19 protein-coding genes and 3 pseudogenes are annotated in these 20,503 nt (G+C 50.8%); 16 read left to right on the forward strand and 6 right to left on the reverse strand.

The features are described 5' to 3' along the window. The 3 genes from DZ54_RS19970 to DZ54_RS0107535 all read left to right on the forward strand — a co-directional run. Window positions 1-660, forward strand: a 660-nt coding sequence (locus DZ54_RS19970) for a chemotaxis protein CheW (protein ID WP_164831566.1), incomplete at its 5' end; no start/stop codon positions are given. Between the two features lie 34 nt (window positions 661-694). Further along, on the forward strand, window positions 695-1,183 hold the full coding sequence (locus DZ54_RS0107530) for a chemotaxis protein CheW (RefSeq protein ID WP_025673631.1): 489 nt from the start codon (window positions 695-697) through the stop codon (window positions 1,181-1,183). After that, the gene (locus DZ54_RS0107535) at window positions 1,183-1,617 is read left to right on the forward strand and encodes a DUF2802 domain-containing protein (RefSeq protein ID WP_025673632.1); all 435 of its coding nucleotides are present in this window, start codon (window positions 1,183-1,185) and stop codon (window positions 1,615-1,617) included. The genes DZ54_RS0107530 and DZ54_RS0107535 overlap by 1 nt, the downstream gene beginning before the upstream one ends. A gap of 7 nt (window positions 1,618-1,624) precedes the next feature. On the opposite strand, the gene DZ54_RS0107540 is transcribed toward DZ54_RS0107535, so the two are convergent. Together DZ54_RS0107540 and DZ54_RS0107545 are read right to left on the reverse strand one after the other, a co-directional pair. Then, window positions 1,625-1,921, reverse strand: a complete 297-nt coding sequence (locus tag DZ54_RS0107540) for an EscU/YscU/HrcU family type III secretion system export apparatus switch protein (protein ID WP_025673633.1) — start codon at window positions 1,919-1,921, stop codon at window positions 1,625-1,627. A gap of 178 nt (window positions 1,922-2,099) precedes the next feature. Continuing rightward, the gene (locus DZ54_RS0107545; protein WP_025673634.1) at window positions 2,100-2,729 is read right to left on the reverse strand and encodes a hypothetical protein; all 630 of its coding nucleotides are present in this window, start codon (window positions 2,727-2,729) and stop codon (window positions 2,100-2,102) included. 120 nt (window positions 2,730-2,849) lie between these two features. Between DZ54_RS0107545 and ccmA the strand changes: the two genes are divergently transcribed. The 11 genes and pseudogenes from ccmA (at window position 2,850) to DZ54_RS0107595 (ending at window position 10,671) form a co-directional block, all read left to right on the forward strand. Further along, window positions 2,850-3,467 (forward strand): cytochrome c biogenesis heme-transporting ATPase CcmA, encoded by a 618-nt coding sequence (gene ccmA / locus DZ54_RS0107550; protein WP_025673635.1) that lies wholly within the window; start codon window positions 2,850-2,852, stop codon window positions 3,465-3,467. After that, window positions 3,464-4,132 carry a heme exporter protein CcmB gene (ccmB, locus tag DZ54_RS0107555; protein ID WP_025673636.1) on the forward strand — a complete coding sequence of 223 codons (669 nt, stop codon included), beginning with the start codon at window positions 3,464-3,466 and terminating at the stop codon, window positions 4,130-4,132. Before ccmA ends, ccmB begins: the two co-directional genes overlap by 4 nt. A gap of 28 nt (window positions 4,133-4,160) precedes the next feature. Then, complete coding sequence (locus tag DZ54_RS0107560; protein ID WP_025673637.1) at window positions 4,161-4,898, forward strand: heme ABC transporter permease; 738 nt, start codon at window positions 4,161-4,163, stop codon at window positions 4,896-4,898. Continuing rightward, window positions 4,898-5,104: a heme exporter protein CcmD gene (gene ccmD / locus DZ54_RS0107565; RefSeq protein ID WP_025673638.1), complete on the forward strand. Its 207-nt coding sequence runs from the start codon at window positions 4,898-4,900 to the stop codon at window positions 5,102-5,104. Before DZ54_RS0107560 ends, ccmD begins: the two co-directional genes overlap by 1 nt. After that, on the forward strand, window positions 5,101-5,586 hold the full coding sequence (ccmE, locus tag DZ54_RS0107570) for a cytochrome c maturation protein CcmE (RefSeq protein ID WP_025673639.1): 486 nt from the start codon (window positions 5,101-5,103) through the stop codon (window positions 5,584-5,586). Before ccmD ends, ccmE begins: the two co-directional genes overlap by 4 nt. Before the next feature lie 140 nt (window positions 5,587-5,726). Then, a pseudogene (locus tag DZ54_RS19975) lies at window positions 5,727-7,551 on the forward strand (heme lyase CcmF/NrfE family subunit); the annotation flags it as partial. Beyond that, window positions 7,551-8,102 carry a DsbE family thiol:disulfide interchange protein gene (locus DZ54_RS0107580; protein ID WP_025673640.1) on the forward strand — a complete coding sequence of 184 codons (552 nt, stop codon included), beginning with the start codon at window positions 7,551-7,553 and terminating at the stop codon, window positions 8,100-8,102. The pseudogene DZ54_RS19975 and the gene DZ54_RS0107580, both read left to right, overlap by 1 nt. Next, window positions 8,099-8,626 carry a cytochrome c-type biogenesis protein gene (locus DZ54_RS0107585; protein ID WP_025673641.1) on the forward strand — a complete coding sequence of 176 codons (528 nt, stop codon included), beginning with the start codon at window positions 8,099-8,101 and terminating at the stop codon, window positions 8,624-8,626. The genes DZ54_RS0107580 and DZ54_RS0107585 overlap by 4 nt, the downstream gene beginning before the upstream one ends. Next, window positions 8,623-8,802: a c-type cytochrome biogenesis protein CcmI gene (gene ccmI / locus DZ54_RS26715; protein WP_276201993.1), complete on the forward strand. Its 180-nt coding sequence runs from the start codon at window positions 8,623-8,625 to the stop codon at window positions 8,800-8,802. Before DZ54_RS0107585 ends, ccmI (DZ54_RS26715) begins: the two co-directional genes overlap by 4 nt. Beyond that, complete coding sequence (ccmI, locus tag DZ54_RS26720; RefSeq protein ID WP_276201994.1) at window positions 8,753-9,835, forward strand: c-type cytochrome biogenesis protein CcmI; 1,083 nt, start codon at window positions 8,753-8,755, stop codon at window positions 9,833-9,835. The genes ccmI (DZ54_RS26715) and ccmI (DZ54_RS26720) overlap by 50 nt, the downstream gene beginning before the upstream one ends. Before the next feature lie 74 nt (window positions 9,836-9,909). Further along, window positions 9,910-10,671: an MlaA family lipoprotein gene (locus tag DZ54_RS0107595; protein WP_025673642.1), complete on the forward strand. Its 762-nt coding sequence runs from the start codon at window positions 9,910-9,912 to the stop codon at window positions 10,669-10,671. A 111-nt stretch (window positions 10,672-10,782) separates the two neighbouring features. Here the strand turns inward: DZ54_RS0107595 and DZ54_RS0107600 are convergent, their stop codons facing one another. The 3 genes from DZ54_RS0107600 to DZ54_RS0107610 form a co-directional block, all read right to left on the reverse strand. Next, the gene (locus tag DZ54_RS0107600; RefSeq protein ID WP_025673643.1) at window positions 10,783-12,129 is read right to left on the reverse strand and encodes an outer membrane protein transport protein; all 1,347 of its coding nucleotides are present in this window, start codon (window positions 12,127-12,129) and stop codon (window positions 10,783-10,785) included. A 316-nt stretch (window positions 12,130-12,445) separates the two neighbouring features. Continuing rightward, window positions 12,446-13,144 (reverse strand): DUF3379 family protein, encoded by a 699-nt coding sequence (locus tag DZ54_RS0107605; RefSeq protein WP_025673644.1) that lies wholly within the window; start codon window positions 13,142-13,144, stop codon window positions 12,446-12,448. Beyond that, window positions 13,131-13,646, reverse strand: coding sequence for a sigma-70 family RNA polymerase sigma factor (locus DZ54_RS0107610; RefSeq protein WP_025673645.1), 516 nt, complete (start codon window positions 13,644-13,646; stop codon window positions 13,131-13,133). Before DZ54_RS0107610 ends, DZ54_RS0107605 begins: the two co-directional genes overlap by 14 nt. A 481-nt stretch (window positions 13,647-14,127) precedes the next feature. Here DZ54_RS0107610 and fadI point away from each other — a divergent pair, with 481 nt between their 5' ends. Both fadI and fadJ read left to right on the forward strand, forming a co-directional pair. Further along, the gene (gene fadI / locus DZ54_RS0107615) at window positions 14,128-15,438 is read left to right on the forward strand and encodes an acetyl-CoA C-acyltransferase FadI (RefSeq protein ID WP_025673646.1); all 1,311 of its coding nucleotides are present in this window, start codon (window positions 14,128-14,130) and stop codon (window positions 15,436-15,438) included. Beyond that, window positions 15,438-17,574: pseudogene (fadJ, locus tag DZ54_RS19985) on the forward strand (fatty acid oxidation complex subunit alpha FadJ). Before fadI ends, fadJ begins: the two are co-directional and overlap by 1 nt. A gap of 76 nt (window positions 17,575-17,650) precedes the next feature. On the opposite strand, the pseudogene DZ54_RS19990 reads toward fadJ, so the two are convergent. After that, window positions 17,651-20,426: pseudogene (locus DZ54_RS19990) on the reverse strand (insulinase family protein). Window positions 20,427-20,503 lie beyond the last annotated feature (77 nt).

The following is a 20,503-nucleotide window of genomic DNA, read 5'->3' on the forward strand; positions in this document are numbered from 1 at the left end:
ACGACGCAGACCGACGACCGAGACCGAGACCGACGACCGACGACCGCAGACCGAGACCGAGACCGAGACCGAGACCGAAGAAAGTGTGTCGACGTCAGACCAAGAAGAAGTGGCGTTCAGGCAGATCAAGCGCAACAGGCGGATGTTGACGTAGACGTCGATACGCAAGCCGGTGAAGAGATTCCGCCCACTCAGTGGGAAAATGCTGAAACTGAGGCAGAGTTTCAGGTATTATTTTTTGAAAGTATGGGTGTTACCTATGCCGTGCCACTCGCAGAGTTAGGGGGGATCCATCAACTCGGTGAGTGTAATCGTTTGATCGGGCGACCAGGTTGGTATCTAGGGTTGCAGACAGAAAAGCAGCGACAGCTTGATGTCGTGGATACGGCTCGCTGGGTCATGCCAGAAAAACTGGCAGATAATCAGCATAGGGACGACTATAATTATATTGTGATACTGGGAGATAGTCAGTGGGGGTTGGCTTGTGACCGGCTCCTTGGCACACAAGCTCTCAGTGGCAAAGCTATTCGCTGGAGAAAGCAAGCCGGAAAACGGCCTTGGCTGGCGGGCATGGTAAAAGAGAAAATGTGTGCTCTGATCCATGTTCAAGCATTTATTGCTATGTTAAATCAGGGGATTGACGCCAAAGCGATGGCGTAATAACTAGTTACACAGCGCGTAAAGAGGAAAATCAATGTCTCAGGTAGCTGAAGTTCAAAAAGAAGGCGTCAATGACGAAGTATTGCAGTGGGTTACTTTTCAGCTTGAAGAAGAGACCTACGGCATTAACGTAATGCAGGTGCGTGAGGTATTACGTTATACCGAAATTGCACCGGTCCCGGGCGCCCCTGGCTATGTATTAGGTATCATTAATCTGCGTGGTAGCGTCGTGACAGTGATCGACACACGTTCTCGCTTTGGTCTCGCCTCTGCCGAGGTCACGGACAATACGCGTGTGATTGTGATCGAAGCAGAAACCCAGGTCATTGGAATTATGGTCGACAGTGTGGCCGAAGTGGTTTATCTAAAAACATCAGAAATCGATACCACGCCTAGTGTTGGTACCGAAGAAAGCGCTAAGTTTATTCAAGGTGTGAGTAACCGTAATGGTGAATTACTTATCTTGGTTGATCTCAACAAGCTGTTGAGTGATGAAGAGTGGAATGAGATGGCCATGCTGTGATGGCTGAGCTGCTGCTTACTTGGTTGCCGGTTGCTGTGACGGTGGCATTTGCCATCGTCACTTTGTGGCGCCTGGGTGCGGAAAAGCGCGCGCGGGAGCGATTAGAGAACAAGTTACAGGCGATGGAAACGGTGCTGAAAAGTGCGCGCCAACGCCATGACAGTCTGGCTAAACAGTTTAATGAGTTGCGAGCAGGCAGCATGGGCATGAGCAAAAAACTGGCGGAGTTGTCTACTAGCGTCGATGAGTTATTAGAAAAACAGATCGAGCTAGACATGCACGATTCAGGTAGCCGCCTATACAGCCGCGCGAGTAAAATGGTCGACCTTGGTGCGGACGTGGATGAGCTGATGCAAGAATGTGATTTACCTAAAGCCGAGGCCGAGCTTTTACTTAACTTGCGTAAACGTCAAGCGGCTAATCAGCAACGCTAGTCTCATTTCACACTTGGGTATCAATTGGCTTATGCCCGCTCCAGCCTGGGGGCGTTTTTCCTTCTAAAACCCACGCATAAGCAATCAACTCGGCTATTACTTGGTAAAGAATGGGCGGGATTTCGTCGCCCGTTTCAAGCTTTTCCAGCCAAGCAAGCAGGTGCACGTCTTCGTGGATAAGACACCCTTGTTCATTGAGTGCTTCAATGAGCTCATGCGCAAGCTGGTTGGACGCTTTGGCTTGAACAGTCGGGGCATTATAGCCGTCATACCCAAGCGCGATGGCATGTTTCTCTCCTTTCATTATTAGACCCTCACTGAAATCCCTGACCCTGACGGTGGAACCTCGGTTGTCATTGGTTTTGTCTCCTCGACGTCATCACTGACTTGAATGTCCATCGCAATGGCTTGCTTGGCGAGTCGATCATTAAGCCAGTCAATAGTCTGATAAATTCGCTGCTGAAGCCTCTGAGTGGGAGCCGTTAGCGTGAGTTGCTTCTCGGCTTCTGATAACGAAACATCTGCGCGTATAAACTGATGCCCAACTGGCAGGTAAAGTCGAATTTGCACTGTGTACGTGAGGCCGATCCCGATGAATCGTCGTTTCCGTATTGGCGAGCGTTCACCCGAATAGGCGGTTGCTGGGGGTCGGAAAAAGGGAGTACCCATTGCCACTCCCCCGGGCGAGCCGATTCAGCGACCCGCTGCTCGGCCATTAATCGCAATGCTCCCTTTATGCCGTCTCCCTCAGATTGCGGTGTCAGCCATTGGCGTAGTAACGTCGCCATTAATTTGTCTGCGGGGCGTTGTGACAGCCATTCGGCGATGTTATCAGGGTTAAAGCCTTGTGAGCGACTCGGTAGTGTCCACAGTGACAGTAACGATTGCATTAGCGCTTGTGTCGCTGCAGGCTGTTGATGAAGGGTAGCGGTTAGTGCGGGCAATAGGTGTAATTGGGCCAACACCCCCGAAAGCGAGGTGTGTGGCTGAGCATGTAACAATGTAAACTGTGCCTGCGTCAGTGCACGACTGTCTATCTGATGCGTCGGCGGTATGATCAGCGATGCGGGTTTTTCCACCCATTGTTGGTGATTCGTTAGCCCAATCTTCATGGTTTCTCACAATTATTTACGCGAGTCACACTTTGCAACCCTGTGGTAACTAACAGTCATTTTGACCATTGTGGTACTATGCGTCCACTTTTGTAACACAAGCAGGATGCAACATTTGTCATGTTGGAAGTGAAACAGCTTTGCTGTGTTCGTGATGATCGAGTGTTGTTTGATGCGCTGACATTCTCGCTGTCGCCGGGTGATCTTGTGCAAGTTGAGGGCCCGAACGGGGCAGGAAAAACCACGCTATTACGTATTATAGCGGGTCTAGGCTTGGCGGATAGTGGCGAGGTCTGTTGGCAGCAGCAGACGATTACCCAACAGCGCGATGTGTTTTATCGCGATCTTCTCTTTTTGGGACACACCACGGGGGTGAAGCGCGAGCTAACCGCTTTTGAGAACCTTTCTCACTCGATGCAAATGCATGGCCGCTATAGCACGGACGCGATTTGGCAGGCATTGGCCAAGGTCGGGCTAGCCGGACGAGAAGATATCCCCGCCGGACAACTATCTGCGGGTCAGAATCGACGCGTTGCATTGGCGCGCTTATGGCTCTCGGATTGTCGGTTGTGGATATTGGACGAACCGTTGACGGCGATTGACAAACAAGGTGTGAAAGTCCTGGAAGCTGTGTTCGAGCGACATGTGAAGCAAGGCGGTATCGTGCTGTTTACCACGCATCAAGATATGTTTGTCGACCACCCGTTGCTGCGTCGTATTCGTTTGGGGGCCCAATGATTCAAGCCATGTGGTTGACCATTCGCCGAGAGCTAAAAGTGGCCTTTCGCCAGCCTGCTGACAGTTTGAATCCATTGTGGTTCTTCATTATCGTGATTACCTTATTCCCGCTAGGGGTAGGGCCTGGCCCGCAATTGCTGCAGAAAATAGCCCCAGGTGTGATTTGGGTAGCGGCGTTGCTCTCTGCATTGTTGTCGTTAGAGCGACTTTTTCGTGACGATTATCTGGATGGCTCATTAGAGCAAATAATGCTGATGCCTGTGCCCTTGCCTTTGTTAGTGATCGCGAAAGTGATTGCGCACTGGTTATTAACCGGTTTGCCTTTGTTGCTCGTAAGCCCGGTACTGGCGCTATTGCTGTCATTAGATAGTACCAGCTACCAAGCGGTAGTCTTAACCTTGTTACTCGGTACCCCAACGCTCAGTTTTGTCGGCGCTATCGGGGTGGCGCTAACGGTCGGGTTACGTAAAGGAGGCGTCTTGTTGAGCCTATTGATCCTCCCTCTTTATATCCCGGTACTGATTTTTGCTACCTCAGCGATTGATATGGCCGCATTAGGGGCAGACATTAGTGGGCAACTGGCTATTCTTGGCGCTATGCTGGTGGGATCGCTCACCTTGGCCCCCTTTGCTATCGCCGCCGCGTTGCGTGTGAGCGTGAATTAATTATTAATCAGGAAGTAGAGCAATTGTCATGTGGAAGTGGCTTCACCCTTACGCAAAACCTGAAGTGAGTTATCGGCTCTGTGGGACCTTGCTCCCTTGGTTTGCCGTGCTGGCTGGGCTGAGCTTAGTGATCGGAAATATATGGGGGCTGGCGTTCGCGCCTGCCGATTATCAACAAGGCGATAGCTTTCGCATCATCTATATTCACGTACCGGCCGCAATCTGGTCGATGGGTGCCTATATGTCGATGGCGATTGCGGCTTTTATCGGGCGCGTGTGGCAGATCAAAATGGCTGATTGGGCTGTAGGTGCCATTGCGCCTGTCGGCGCGGTCTTTACTTTTATCGCGCTGGTGACCGGCGCGATTTGGGGCAAGCCGATGTGGGGCGCTTGGTGGGTATGGGATGCCCGGCTCACGTCTGAATTGATTTTGCTGTTCCTTTATATCGGTGTTATCGCGCTTTACAACGCGTTTGACGATGCGCGAACTGCCTCACAAGCAGCCGGTATTTTGGCCATGGTCGGGGTCATTAATCTCCCTATTATCCATTTCTCCGTTGAGTGGTGGAATACCCTACATCAAGGCGCGACCATCACTAAGTTCGCTCGGCCGTCTATCGAGCCTGGCATGCTATGGCCTTTATTGATGTGCCTGCTGGGTTTCGCTTGCTTTTTTATCGCCCTGACTTTGATGGGGCTGCGTAATCAAATTTTGTTACGCGAATCTCACCGGCCTTGGGTGCGTGCGTTGGCGGAGGATCAATAATGCATTTTGACAGTATGAGTGCGTTTTTAGCCATGGGAGGTTACGCCGCCTATGTCTGGAGTGCGTTTGGCATCACCGCGGGTGCCATGATTGCGCTGATTATCGGTTATCACCGTACCCATAAAAAACGCCTGCAAGCCGTTAAACAACAAATAGCACGAGAGCAGCGAATAAAAGACGCTCAATCATTGGAGAACACCTTATGACGCCCCGACGTAAGAAACGCTTGTGGATTACCCTGGCTTTGGTTCTTGGCGCCTCGACCACGATTGGGCTGGTTGTTTACGCTTTGAACCAGAATATGGATTTGTTCTATACCCCCACAGAAATCGTTCAGGGTAAACCCGATGGTAGCAAGCCAGCGGTCGGCCAGCGTCTTCGTATCGGCGGTATGGTGGTGGAAGGCTCGGTGAAACGCAATCAGGAGTCTTTGCAAATTCAGTTTGATGTCGCCGATGTAGGCCCTGCCGTCACCGTTACCTATGAGGGGATCTTGCCGGACTTATTTCGTGAAGGTCAAGGCATTGTCGCGCAAGGGGTACTGGTTGATTCGCGAACGGTGAAAGCCAGTGAAGTGCTTGCTAAACACGATGAAGAATATATGCCACCAGAAATTGCTGAGGCGATGGAGAAAAACCATCAGCCACTTGAATACACCGAGGAGCAAAAGCAAGGTAGTCAGTTATGATTGTTGAACTCGGGCATTATGCGTTAATTCTCGCCTTGGGGCTGGCGCTACTTTTAAGTTTTTATCCGCTCTATGGGGCGAGTAAAGGGCATGAGGGCATGATGAAAATGGCGCGGCCACTGTCTGTGGGTATGTTTGCCATGCTGCTTTTTTCTTTTATCGCGCTCAGTTGGGCTTTTTACGCCAACGATTTTACCGTTGCCTACGTAGCGAGTAATTCGAACAGTGCCTTACCTTGGTATTACCGACTGACAGCGGTGTGGGGGGCTCACGAAGGCTCGCTATTGCTTTGGGTACTGATCCAAGCTTTATGGACGGTCGCGGTTGCTTTATTCAGCCGTGGCATGCCACTTTCGTCTGTGGCGCGTGTGTTAGCGGTGATGGGAATGATTTCAGTAGGCTTTTTGCTGTTTATTGTCCTCACATCAAACCCGTTTGATCGCACATTACCGTATTTTCCAGTCGACGGACGTGATTTAAACCCACTGCTGCAAGATCCTGGCTGATTGTCCATCCGCCAATTTTGTATATGGGATATGTTGGCTTTTCGGTGGCGTTTGCGTTTGCGATTGGCTCGTTATTAGCCGGTCGACTCGATACCGCATGGGCGCGCTGGTCACGTCCTTGGACCACAGCCGCTTGGTTGTTCCTGACCCTTGGGATCGCTCTTGGCTCTTGGTGGGCCTATTATGAGCTCGGCTGGGGCGGCTGGTGGTTCTGGGATCCGGTCGAAAACGCGTCCTTTATGCCGTGGCTTGCGGGGACCGCATTAATGCACTCGCTGGCGGTGACCGAAAAACGTGGCACGTTCAAAGCCTGGACCGTGTTATTGGCGATATCCGCCTTCTCGTTAAGCTTGTTAGGCACCTTCTTGGTGCGCTCAGGCGTCCTGGTCTCGGTGCATTCTTTTGCCTCGGATCCGGCAAGAGGCCTGTTTATTCTCGGCTTCTTGGTGGTCGTGATTGGAGGATCATTGCTGCTGTATGCGCTGCGTGCTTCAGAAATTCGAGGACGGAGTAAAGTATCACTGATCTCGCGTGAAAATGCGTTATTGGTCAATAACACCTTACTGATGACTGCTTGGTGATCGTCTTAATCGGTACTTTATTGCCTCTGATTCACAAACAAATTGGGTTGGGATCGGTCTCTATTGGCGAGCCGTTCTTTAACTTTTTGTTCGCATGGCTAATGCTACCTTTTGCCTTTTTCTTAGGGATTGGCCCCTTGATCCGTTGGAAACGCGATAAGCTTTCCACCCTTGCCAAACCCATGCTCATCAGTGGGGTCGCGGCGGTCGCTTTGGGGATCGGGTCCATTGCTCTGTTGGCAGATAGCTTTAAATCGATGGCGGCAATGGGCGTCACTATGGCACTGTGGATTACCTTTTTGCATGGGTATGAGCTGCATTTACGCGCCACGCATCGGCATCCATTCCGTGTCGGGATCAAAAAGTTAGGGCGCAGTCATTGGGCGATGGTACTGGGACACATTGGTTTAGCCATTACTATTATTGGCGTGGCCATGGTGGAAAATTATGATATCGAACGTGACGTTAAAATGGCCCCGGGCAGCAGTGTGACGCTGCAAGGGTATACCTTTAACTTCACGGAACTGTCGGAAAAACAAGGGCCAAATTATCAGGGCTATGTGGCGTCATTTGATGTGTACCGTGGCGAGCGCTTTATCAATCATTTGGAAGCAGAGAAGCGCTTTTATTCGGTTCAGCGTTCGATGATGACAGAAGCAACCATCGATCGCGGTTTAACCCGTGATCTCTACATTGCCATGGGTGAAGAGTTGCCGGATGGATCCTGGGCGATGCGGCTTTACTACAAGCCATTTGTGCGTTGGATCTGGTTTGGCGCGATCGTTATGGCACTCGGCGGCGTGCTAGCTATCAGTGATAAGCGCTACCGCTTTCGTCGCAAAACAGTGTCATCCAGTGCGACATTGGGGGCGAAAGGATGAAGAAGTTACTTTGGTTTCTCCCTTTGATCGCCTTTGTTGCTCTCGCGGGTTTTTTTGTCGCCCAGCTCGATAAAAATGCGCAAGGAGACGATCCGACCAAGCTTGAATCCGTGTTGGTAGGCAAGCCGGTGCCCGCGTTTCATCTCGAAGATCTGCAAACGCCGGGCAAGGTATATGACCAAGCCATTTTTAATGGTGAGCCTTTACTGTTGAATGTATGGGCGACCTGGTGTCCTACCTGTTATGCCGAGCACCAATTTTTAAATAAACTGGCGGCGCAGGGGGTGAAAATTATTGGGCTTAACTATAAAGACGACCGTGGCAAAGCGGTAAAATGGCTGAAGAATCTGGGTAACCCTTACCAGGTAAGCTTGTACGATGGCGATGGCATGCTAGGGCTCGATTTAGGGGTGTATGGCGCACCAGAAACCTTTTTGATCGATGCCAACGGTATCATTCAATATCGGCACGTGGGGGATGTTAATGCCCGTAATTGGCAAGACACCTTGAAGCCTAAATTCAATGCATTGCAGGAGGGGGGATCGTGAAAAAGCTGATCATGATTGTCTTATTGTGGGCTGGCGCGACCTTAGCATTTGCCAATGCCATTGATGTGTATCAGTTTGACTCGGCCCAACAAGAGGATCGTTTTCGTACACTGACCAGTGAGTTGCGGTGTCCCAAGTGTCAAAATAATAGCATTGCCGATTCCAATGCCGAGCTGGCACAAGACTTACGCCAAAAAGTCCATCAAATGCTGCAGCAAGGGCGCACTGATGACGAAATTCGCAGCTTTATGATCGCCCGGTATGGGAATTTTGTGACTTATAATCCGCCGCTAACCGCCTCAACCGTTATTTTATGGCTTGCCCCCGCGCTGGTCATGCTAACCGGGATTGGGTTGATGGTTGTGCGCAGTCGTCGTGCCAAGCAAACGTTGAATAAGGCGTTCAGTCGTGAACAACAACAACGACTCGATGCGCTATTGGCCGAGTCAGATCAAGCAACAGATTCGGCGCGCGAGGCGTCCACTGAACAGGGTTCAACCGAACAGAAAAAGGAGCCAAAATGATTGAGTTTTGGGGCGCCACCTTGGTGTTTTTTGTCCTTGGCGCGGTGATGTTTCTCTGGCCCCTTTGGCAAAAAAGCGACCACGACCATCAAGCTAGCCGGGATGCACTCAACAAAGCGTTTTACTATGACCGGGTTGAAGAAATCCAGTCAGAAAGTGACCGAAGGGTTGATTGATAATGAGCAGGATCTAACGCAGGATTTGCAACAGTCCTTATTGGACGATATTCCCGAAAAAGAAAAAGCCAAGCAGCGGCGTCACCTGCGCGTAACGCCAATGCAATGGGTGCCGGGGTTAGTGGTTCTCGCGGTCGTAAGCTTTGGGTTATATGGTATAGAGGGCAGTGCGAATCAGGTGGCGCAATGGCAGCAAACCGCCAAACAATTGCCTGAGCTATCAAAGCGGCTACTCGAGGGCGAGAAGCCGTTAACAAAGCAAGAGATGCAAGATCTTACTTTGGCATTGAGGACCCGTTTACAGCACGAGCCGCAAGACAGCACCGGTTGGTTGTTGCTCGGACGCATTGGCTTAGCTAATCGCGATGGCGAAACCGCCAAAGGAGCGATGGAAAAAGCCTATGCCTTGGCGCCATCTCGCGCTGAGATCCAATTGGGGTTGGCACAAGCGCTACTGTTTGCCGGCGATGAAGCGGACAGTGCACGTGCGCAATCATTGTTACAAACCGTGGTGAAATCAGATCCCTTTAATCTACAAGCGATGTCGTTACTGGCGTATCAAGCATTTGAACAAGGCCGTTATCAAGACGCAATCGCGACCTGGAATGCGATGAAAACCTTGATAGGTAAAGACGATCCGCGCAATCAAACCCTCGATCAGTCGATTGCCCGTGCCCAGCTTGCGCTCAACAGTGCGGCAGGGGCCAAGATAGCGATCACGGTGAAACTAGGTGATCAGGTTGAATTCCCCGATGATGGCGTGCTGATCATTTCTGCGCACGCATCGACTGAGGCGGCGATGCCGATCGCGGCCAAGCGTCTTCCTTTGTCTAAGTTTCCGGTTGCGCTGGCCTTGGCCGATAGTGACAGTTTGAACCCAACACAGGCACTTTCCTCGCTTGAAAGCGTGGTGATTAAAGCGCGTATTGATCGCGATGGTAATGTCGCCACCAAGCAAGGAGACTGGGTGGGCGTCAGTGATCCGGTTGCCTTAGGCGAGCGCGTTGAACTGGTTATCGACAAACAGCAGTAAGCAAGACAAAATAGACATATTATTACCAAGGCTGGGTATTCCCAGCCTTTCATTTTATAGAGGAATCCCATTTGATGTGGAAACGTCTGTGCTTAATGGCGCTTGTATTAGGTCTTGTCTCTGGGTGTGCGTCACGCCCACCGGGTGCTGAGCCGCATCCCGACGACCCATTAGAAGGGTTTAACCGTGCCATGTGGACGGTGAATTATGACTATCTCGATCCCTATGTCGCGCGACCGGTCTCGATCGCTTATGTCGATTACGTGCCGAGCCCAATGCGTACTGGGATTTCTAATTTTTTAGGCAACCTTGAAGAGCCGGCTAGTTTTCTGAATAGCTTGCTGATGTTGGAAGGTGAAAAAGCCGCCACCCACTTTAACCGCTTTTGGATTAATACCTTGTTTGGCTTGGGTGGCTTAATTGATATTGCATCAGATGCCAATATTCAACAATACGATCAGCGTGAGTTTGGCGATGCAATGGGGCATTATGATGTGGGTACAGGCGCCTATATTATGCTGCCGGGCTATGGCCCCACGTCGGTCAGAGAAGGTGCCGGCGAAGTGGTCGATGGCTTATACCCGCCACTAGCGTTACTGACGTTGCCACAGTCGGCGTTAAAGTGGATGTTCGATGGCATGGAATCCCGTGCGGCCTTGGTGTCGCAAGAATCGCAGCTGGATAACTCGCCTGACCCGTATGCGTTTGCGCGCGAGGCCTATCTACAAAACCGGCGTTATCGTGCCAAAGGGGATGCGGCGTTGGAGCAACAACCGGCCTTAGATGATGAGTTTCTCGATGACTTTATTATTGATGACATTGATGCGGCGCCGTAAAACCGCGTAAGGGATACCGTGCAAGAACAGAAAAAGAAACACCACGACCTTGGTCGTGGTGTTTTTGTTTTGTCACTCGCCTCGACTGGCGAGCAGTCAGCGGTCTACCCCTTAAAAACGATAGCTGGCCTGCACGCCGACTAACCACACATTGCCGGTGGTTTCGCCTTCAAATGTACCACCGAACGCAGAACCTGACTTGTCGGATTCAATACCCTCACGTGGCTCTTTCACGGGAGCATCTTTGGCAAACACATAGGTAAAAGCTGCATCCAGGGTGAGCTGTGGCGTCATCTTATAGCCGGCGCCTAGGCTTAACCAGGTGCGGTCGGTTTCTGGGATGGTCAGAGTACGGTTTTTATCGCTCACCGCCGAGGTGTCATAGGCGATTCCTGAGCGTAGCGTTAGCTGTTGATCCCACTGATAGGTGGTGCCGATCGCAAAGCGGTAGTTATCTTCCCAGTTTTCGACTTTGACCATTTGTGGATTATTCGACAATGATGGAATGTCCGCCTCTAACTTGTCAAAGCTGCTCCACTCGGTCCAGTTAATACTGGTATGGATAGCCCACTGCTCAGTGAGCTGATGTAAGGACGAAAGTTCGGCGGTGGCAGGCAAGGTCAAATCCATGCTGCCCGAGTAGTGTGTATCGCTGAGGGGGGAGCCTGAGCCATTGGGATTTATATTGTAGGTTAACCCTTCAGCATGTCCATCCAACGTTAGGTTCACTTCCGAGCGATAGTTAATGCCGACACGGTGCTTGTCATTGAGATCGTAAACGGCTCCCAATTGCCAACCCCACGCGCGATCATCGCCTTCCATGTATTTTAGAGTGCTATGTGCAGGAACCGTGCTACCAGCAAGTGGGCCTGGGGGAGGGAGTTGAGAGTCTTTACTGCTTTTCGCCCCAATACTGCCTTCCCCCAGCACATAACGGATACCGGCGCCAATACGCAACTGGTCGGTGGCTTTCCAGGCAAGGTTTGGGTTGATTTCAAAGGTAGTCACTGCCGCTTCGTTACCAAATTGGGTGCCGGTAAAGTCGTTGCCTAAATCGGTTTCCATGCCAAAGTTGGTGGCCAGCGCGATGCCCGCGGTCAAGCGGTCGTCGAGTTGATGCGAAAAGTAAAAGTTAGGGATCACGGCATCATGAGCGACATCATCGGTTGACGTCGTAGTCTTTTTACCAGAAGTATTTGTATTCGTGCCATCAATATCGACATTGGGATTGACGTAGATGCCACCCGCCGACACCTGGGTGTCCGCCAAATAACTGAGCAGGGCTGGGTTACGAAATTGCGCACTGGCGTTATCGGCCATCGCTGCTTCACCGGCAAAGGCACGGCCAAGGCCGGTTGCTGAGGTTTCTGCTAACTGAAAACCCGCGCTGTGGGCGGTGGTGGAAAGTGAGCCGAGTGCGGTGGCAACGGCGAGATAAACGATCTTATTATTTTTCATCTGCTTACTTGTTCATGGTTTAAAGGGAGGCCTAGAGTAAAAGCTCGTGGGCGCAAATCAATTTCGCGCTGCCAAAAGGGATTAAAATAAAATAATAATTTGTTAATTATTTATTTTTTAGTCGAATAATCTAATAAATTGATGAGATTCGCATCAGGTGAATAGAAACTCAGCGTACAGCTGTAACGAAAGAGAGGTAGGGCATCGGGTTGGCTAACGTCGGTGGTCGGGACGGTTGATAAAAAACAGGCACCTGATTGCCAAGGTGCCTGTTCGTTGATGGTGTAAGCTGTCGCCGATTGTCAGCCGCTTGATATTATATTGCTGTGGGGGTGAGCTGTTGCTGGAGCTGCTCAGCCAGCGGGGTAGGCTGGCCGTTGAGCTCGCCTACCACAATCACACTGGCCGCTTGCACTGGCCGGCTGACCGAGCGCATCTTGCCGTCGCTTTTTTCGGCGGGGCCTTGGCTGGCCGATGGCACCACAAACACCGTATATACCTGTCCGCTGGCCTGCATCACCATATGTAGCGCGTGTTGGCCACCAAAGCTGCAATGGTTAATGTAGGTGACTTCACCGGGTAACTCACTAAAAGCTTTGCCAAAAGGTTGTAACTTGGCATTGACTTGTGCCACGGTCGCAGATTCATTGATGCCCTCAATAAACGCCTGCTCATGATAATAATGAGCCAGCGCAGTACGGTTGAGATCGAGCCTAGAATCGCCCCAGTTAAATTGGCCGAGCGTTAGCCCAAACACAAATGCAATCGATGCGGCGATGGCCAGATACCAGCGGGATTGGCGCACGGGCTGCTCGCCCCCAGTGGTTTGTGAAAATAAGATTTTATCGGCTAAATCCTCAGGCACATCGACGCGGAGCGCTTGGTCTATTTTACTATCGAGATCAGCGATATCGTCAGCATAGCGTTGATGACTGGGAGAGTCAGTCTTTGACGCTTGTAGCTCAGGGTCAGACGGGTCGGCCAAAAGACGGCGTCGAAATTCAAGATCGTCCATACTGTTGGCCTCCTGCTGCTGGGTTATCGAGCGCCTCTTTGAGTTGCGCTCGGGCTCTAAATAAGCGTGTCATCACGGTGTTTTTATTTAAATCTAACAGTTGCGCAATTTCCTCACCGCTAAAGCCGGCAATCACTTGTAGCACTAACGGCTCACGATATTCCGGGGAGAGGGCGGCAATTTGCCGATGCAGCCAGCGCTGCTCCATTGAGGCCTCTTCGCTAGGCCGGGTTTTATCTTCCAACTCCCCGTCCTCTATATCGACGTGATCATGCTGTTTGCGCTCAAACCGGCGTGCGTTTTCTCGGCGCAAAATGGTGATCAACCAGGCTTTCGCTGCTTTTTCATCATGCAAACTGTCCAGTGACCGCCAGGCTCGCAGGCACGTCTCTTGAACTAAGTCTTCGGCGATATGCGGGTCTTTAGCGAGCCAGTAGGCATATCGGTAGAGATCACGATGCCAAGCGCGCACCAATGCCTCATAGCGAGCTTGTCGAGTCATGCAGAGTCCACCTTTTAGTGAATGGTTCAGTCTATAGACCGAATGGTTTGTCATTTAATTTCATCTTAAGTGAAAAATCGGCACAAGTTTGATCTGTTTCAATATTGAATCCCGACAAACCAGTAAAGTGAACCCTGTCGTTATCGGCCATGTGTCGACACTCGTGAGGTTGAGTGAACGGCGTTTCCTTTTTGAATGATATGACTTTCTGTTCGGATCTGGGTGCGGGGAAAAGCACTGCACACTTCCCAGATTATCGTTTTGCTTTCCAATATTTTCGGGGCTCACGCTAACGTGTAGCCCCTTTTTTTATGCCGTATTTTCTTTTCAATATGCTGTGATTAAATCCCTCCCGGGACGCGATACACTGAATTGTGCGCTTGTTGGCAATCTCAGCAATCAATTAAAGCGAATGTTTTAAGCTGGTAACAATTTGGTTACACTCGTGGTCAGACCTGTAGAACATCCTTAAGGAGCAGTGATGACGTCTCAGCAACATCTTAAAACCGGCAATGGCGATCGCATTGCCATTGTGTCTGGGCTGCGTACGCCATTTGCCCGTCAATCAACCGCTTACACTGATGTGCCTGCCGTTGATTTGGGTAAAATGGTGGTACAAGAGCTGATGAATCGCAGCAGTATTTCCCCCAAAGAGATTGACCAAGTGGTGTTTGGGCAGGTAGTGCAAATGCCTGAAGCGCCCAATATTGCGCGAGAAATTGTGCTGGGAACAGGCATGGACATTCATACCGATGCCTACAGTGTCACGCGAGCTTGCGCGACCAGCTTTCAAGCGGTGGCCAATGTGGCAGAAAGCATGATCGCCGGCAATATCCAAGTGGGTATTGCAGGGGGCGCGGATTCGTCATCAGTCTTGCCGATTGGGGTGAGCAAAAAACTGGCGCGAACATTATTGGATTTAAGCAAAGCAAAAACGATGAGCAAGCGCTTAAAGCTGCTCAGTAAGTTATCTATTAAAGATTTAGCGCCTGTGCCGCCAGCGGTTGCCGAATATTCGACAGGATTGAGTATGGGGCAAACTGCTGAGCAAATGGCGAAGTCACATCAAATTTCACGAAGCGATCAAGACGCGCTCGCGCTCCGCTCTCATCAGCTTGCTAGTAAAGCGTGGGATGAAGGCTTGCTGAGTGATGAAGTCATGACGGCGTACCCTGAGCCATACAAAGCGTGGATTGGACAAGATAATAACTTGCGCCCGAATTCCACATTGGAAGATTACGCTAAATTGCGCCCCGCGTTTGACCGTCAACATGGATCCGTGACCGCGGCAAACAGTACCCCGCTCACCGATGGCGCAGCGGCGGTATTAATGATGCCAGAAAGCCGTGCCAAAGCGCTTGGGCTTGAGGTTCTCGGTTATATACGCTCCTATGCGTTTTCGGCGATTGGGGTGCAAAAAGACATGCTGATGGGCCCTTCTTATGCCACGCCAATAGCGTTAGACCGTGCGGGAATCGCGTTGGCGGATCTGACGTTGATTGATATGCACGAAGCGTTTGCCGCGCAAACCTTATCGAATGTGAAAATGTTTGCCTCTGACACGTTTGCCCGTGAGCACCTCAATCGTGATCGCGCTATCGGCGAAATCGACATGGAAAAATTCAACGTGCTGGGGGGCTCGATTGCTTACGGCCACCCCTTTGCCGCCACAGGCGCGCGCATGATTACCCAAACACTGCGTGAGCTCAAACGTCGTGGTGGGGGGTTAGCGCTTAACACCGCGTGTGCGGCGGGCGGACTAGGTGCTGCAATGATCTTGGAGGCAGAATAATGACAACCGATAATACACAAGCCTTTACCCTAACCATTGCTGATAATCACATTGCTTGGCTGACCATTGATGTGCCCGGCGAGAGCATGAACACCTTGCAAGCAAGCTTTGTCGAGGGGGTGTCAGCGGTGCTGGATCAACTCGAGGGCAATCAATCAATTAAAGGGTTGGTGATTCACTCCGGCAAACCGGACAACTTTGTCGCGGGCGCCGATGTACGCATGCTAGAGGCCTGTGAAAGTGCCGAGCAAGCCAGTGATATCGCCGGACAAGGACAAGCCTTATTTTCACGCATTGAAAAACTGCCCTTTCATGTCGTGGCCGCGATCCATGGCCCGTGCTTAGGAGGCGGGTTAGAGTTAGCGCTTGCCTGTCACAGCCGAGTTGCTACCGATTGGGACAAAACGCGACTGGGGCTGCCTGAAGTACAGCTGGGCTTGTTACCAGGATCGGGAGGGACCCAGCGTTTACCTCGTCTGATTGGGGTGCCAGATGCCCTGGATATGATGTTAACCGGCAAGCAGCTTCGAGCGAAAAAAGCGAAAAAACTGGGTGTGATTGATGACTGTGTCCCACACACTGTGCTGCTTGATGTGGCCGAAGAGTTGGCGCAAAAGTCCAAACCGAAACGTAGCCGTACCTGGCAAAGCTGGATGTTAAGCGGTAACGCTGTTGGACGTAACGTGGTTTTTGACCAAGCGGGTAAAAAAGCACGAGCCAAAACGCGGGGTAATTATCCTGCGGCGGACGCCATCTTGGCGGTGGTCAAAAAAGGTCTAGATAAAGGGCTAAAAGCGGGTTTCGCGGAAGAAGCACGGCAGTTTGGCGAACTGGTGATGACGCCTGAATCAACGTCATTACGCAGTATCTTCTTTGCGACGACCGCGATGAAAAAAGAAAATGGCGCGGATGCTGAGCCGGGTCAGATTGAACGGGTCGGTGTCCTCGGTGGCGGCTTGATGGGGGCGGGGATTGCCCATGTGTCTGTGGCCAAAGCCAGTTACCCCGTGCGGGTGAAAGATGTTAGTGAAGACGGCATTTTAAACGCGCTTCGCTACAGCTACGAATTGCTGAATAAAAAACGTAAGCGCAAGCAAATCAGCAAACCTGAGTTGCAAGCCACCATGATGCAGCTATCCGGTGATACACAAGCCACTACCTTGTCGAATGTCGACGTGGTGGTTGAAGCGGTATTTGAAGATTTATCGCTGAAGCACCGCATGGTGGAAGAGATGGAGTCAATCACAAGTAAAGACGCTATTTTTGCCACCAATACGTCATCATTGCCTATCCATCAAATTGCCGAAGGCAGTCAGCGTCCGGAAAACATTATTGGCTTACATTACTTCAGCCTGTGGAAAAAATGCCTTTAGTCGAGGTGATTCCGCACCAAGGCACCAGTGATAAAACGGTGTCTACCGTGGTCGATCTTGCTCGCAAACAGGGTAAAACACCGATCGTGGTGGGCGATAGCGCCGGATTTTATGTGAACCGGATTTTAGCCCCTTACATGAATGAAGCCGCACGTGTGTTATTGGCTGGCGAAACGATAGAGCATATCGATAATGCGTTGCTTGATTTTGGTTTCCCGGTCGGGCCGATCACGTTACTCGATGAAGTCGGTATTGATATTGGGGCTAAAATTGCACCAATTCTGACCCAAGAACTGGGTGAGCGCTTTGAGGCGCCCGATGTGTTTGATGTGCTGCTCAATGATGACCGTAAAGGGCGTAAAACCGGTAAAGGTTTTATCGCTACGATGCGAGTAAAAAAGGCAGTAAAGGTAAGCAGGTGGATAAAAAGGTCTATAGCTTATTGAATATTAAGCTCAATGCGAGCCTATCTGGCCATGAAGTGGCCCAGCGTTGCGCGTTGATGATGCTCAATGAAGCAACACGCTGCCTCGACGAGGGCGTGATTCGCTCGGCACGAGATGGCGACATTGGTGCGATTTTTGGCATAGGCTTCCCGCCGTTCTTAGGCGGACCATTCCGCTACATGGATCATATCGGCATCGACCGTGTGGTTAGCTTACTACAAGCGCATCAGAATCGTTACGGTGAGCGATTTGCGCCTTGTGAGCGTCTGTTGGCAATGGCGAAAGAAGGCCACGTCTTCTATCCCGAAGCGGAATAGCGCTGTTTAGAATAAGCGCTGGTGTTAAGCAAAAAACGGGGCTGCGATAAGCGGCCCCGTTTTTTGTCTGTCTTGGCTACTCTTCGCTACGCCTACATCGCGCGCGAAATGTCTCAATATCAGTGATGGGATCAGTGTCCTCTAAGGTGGCATCTTCTTGGTGGTCAGTGCCGCAGCTGTGCATCACCAGTCTATCGGCCGTTCTTGGCTTTAAGGTATTGACGACAAAACGCACCATATCCGCGCGGGTCAGTTCGGCCATGGCGTCGGCGACTTGCTCGCGACGTTGGTATTGATAATCTTTGTTGCCAATACTGATCCAGTAACGTTGCGCGCGTGCGCGTAGATTGTTATCTGGTTCTCGTATCTGAGCGAGTAGGCTTTGTTTGCTGCTCTGCCAGCGCGATTCGCTCATTTCCAACAGCACCATAAAAAAAGCATTCAAAAAATCGTCAATCGCCCCGATTAATAACTCAGGGCCAGCCAATGGAGACTGCACATAGAAAATTAATCCAGGATGGCGATTGAGGGGTAAATTATTGGCGCCGACCATGTACCCAAGTTGTTGTTTAGTCCGTAACTCGTTAAAAAAGGCGGATGACATCAGGTGGTTGGCTAGCGTATAGGTGGCGACGGCTTCTGGATCCGTGGACGCGCTTTGATAATACACCAAGAGCGCAGACTCGGCGTGTCCCAGTGTACGCTCATAACTCACGGTGCCAACACCGTCGAGCAAGGTAAGCGGTCGTACCGACTCCTGATAAGCTTGCCCTTCCACCCGTAGCATCTTTAACGGTCTCTGCCAGTGTTTGTGCATGGTCAAGGTGCCAGTTGCCATAGACAAACATATCGACATGGAGGGTGGCGAACATGGCCTCGACAAATTCAGGCAGGTCGCTCAATCTTACTGTCTCTAATGCACTTAAAAGGGCGTGATACGGCGGATTATTGGGTTGCAGTAAGCCGGTCATACTGTTGTATAGCTGACTGAGTGGTTTATTCTTCTCGGCATTTTCCCAGTTTCGTTTAAGCTGCCCTTTAATCGTTTCAAACCGTTCTGGATTAAAACTGCGCTGGGTAAACGTATGCAAAATGAGCTTAAGTAGCAAGGACTGCTTGTCGTTAAAACCACTGAGGGTGAGTGTCACGCCTCCCTGATGGGCATACAAATTGTAATTCATGCCCGCAATTTCGGCTTGATACGCTTGCTCATTCAACGCTTCCAAGAGCATCTCAACACTGAGCCGAGTCATGACAATATTTTTAACCGTCGCGACCGCATGTGGGCTATCAATCGCAATATAGACATGCCCTTTAGGTACGCGAAAGTGTGGCTCTTGGCCATGCCAGAGTCGAAAACCGGGCTGTGTCTCGATTAAGCGTGGTACGTCACTTTGGTCGGGATCAACGGGGAGCGGATGCAGTGCATCGGCAATGTAGGGGTTCGGCTCCGGGAGGGCGAGCGCTGGCGATATATAGTCTGTTTTCCACTGCGCGATTTGCTTAGCTGAAAACTGTTTGACGGAATAAGGCGTTTGATACCAGTCTGCTTGCTGATCATGGCTAAAGCCTTTTGCCACCAGCATGATGCGAACGTTATCGACGCTCATATGCTGCAACATGGTTTGGATCTGCCCGTGGTCGAAACTAGCCATCATATAATCTCCATACAAGAGTTCGGCTGGGGCATAATGATGCATATTCATCACCAACTGACTGACGGTATCGATAGGACGGAGCGAGTCTTGATAGTGGAAGGCCAACTCCTGCACTTGTCGTTTTTCCTGATAGCGCCAAGCTTGGACACCTTCTTGTCGAATTAACGCGATCGCCTGAAAAACGTGGGTGATAATATCGTCGATGTGGCTCAGGCCCAATTCGGTGAGCGCAAAGCCAAGCGTAAACTCGCGAAAATCTCGCCCACTGATCCCGCCACCTGCCGAAAGCGTGTTGATATAGCCCTTATTTTTTAACAATGACATCAGGCTGCCAGGTCCTTCATAACCGAGCATATGGGCAATGTAAGATAACGGCTTGGTGCGATATTGATCAGGACTTTCAGGCACCGAGAAAGCCAAGGTGAGTTTGCGCACTTCTTTGAGGGGCTCAATGGTCACCCATTGGTGGCGCTCGGCTTTGGTTACTAGCGGCGCGTTAATGGTAAGCACGGGATAATCATTATTGGCAATCGCGGCAAAATGTTGTTGGGCAAGTGCCTCAAGATCATCAAGCGATTGCGGCCCAGTTAGCGCGACTGTCATTAAATTGGCGCTGTAATTGGCGTGATAAAATGCGATCAAATCCTCGCGTATCGACTGACTCTGGCGGTCAGCCAATGTCTCTACACTCCCGACGGAAAATTTCGCAAATGGGTGCAGCGGATTGATGGTTTCTTTATGAACTTGATAGATACGTCGCACATCATCATTGAGCTTCATGCGATATTCTGCGTCAACCGATTGACGTTCTTTATCAACGGCATCGGTGTCGAGGCGCGGTGAAATAAAGAAAGCGCTGAAGCGATCTAAAGCTGGGGCAAACTGATTGGGACGAATATCGAAAAAGAAGGTGGTATTTTCGGTGCCCGTCCAAGCATTGTTATGGCCACCATGTTGGCTGATAAATCGCTGAAAATCACCAATCATTGGATAGGACTCTGTGCCCAAAAATAGCATGTGCTCGAGAAAGTGAGCGAGCCCTTGTCGGTCTACCGGATCATGAAAATGCCCTACATTGACAGACAGGGCAGCGGCACTGCGATGAGCCTGTGGGTCGTTGATCAGTAAAACACGCAATGCATTAGGCAGCGTGATATAACGGTAGTGTTTGTTGTCGTTCGGGCTGACGTACACAAGCAACTCACTTTTAAAGTAAATAAGTTAAGGTTAAGTATGACTACCAGTGACCAGAGTCGCAAATGTCTTATTTG

The organism is Salinivibrio socompensis S35, from assembly GCF_000513715.1.
Lineage (GTDB): Bacteria > Pseudomonadota > Gammaproteobacteria > Enterobacterales > Vibrionaceae > Salinivibrio > Salinivibrio socompensis.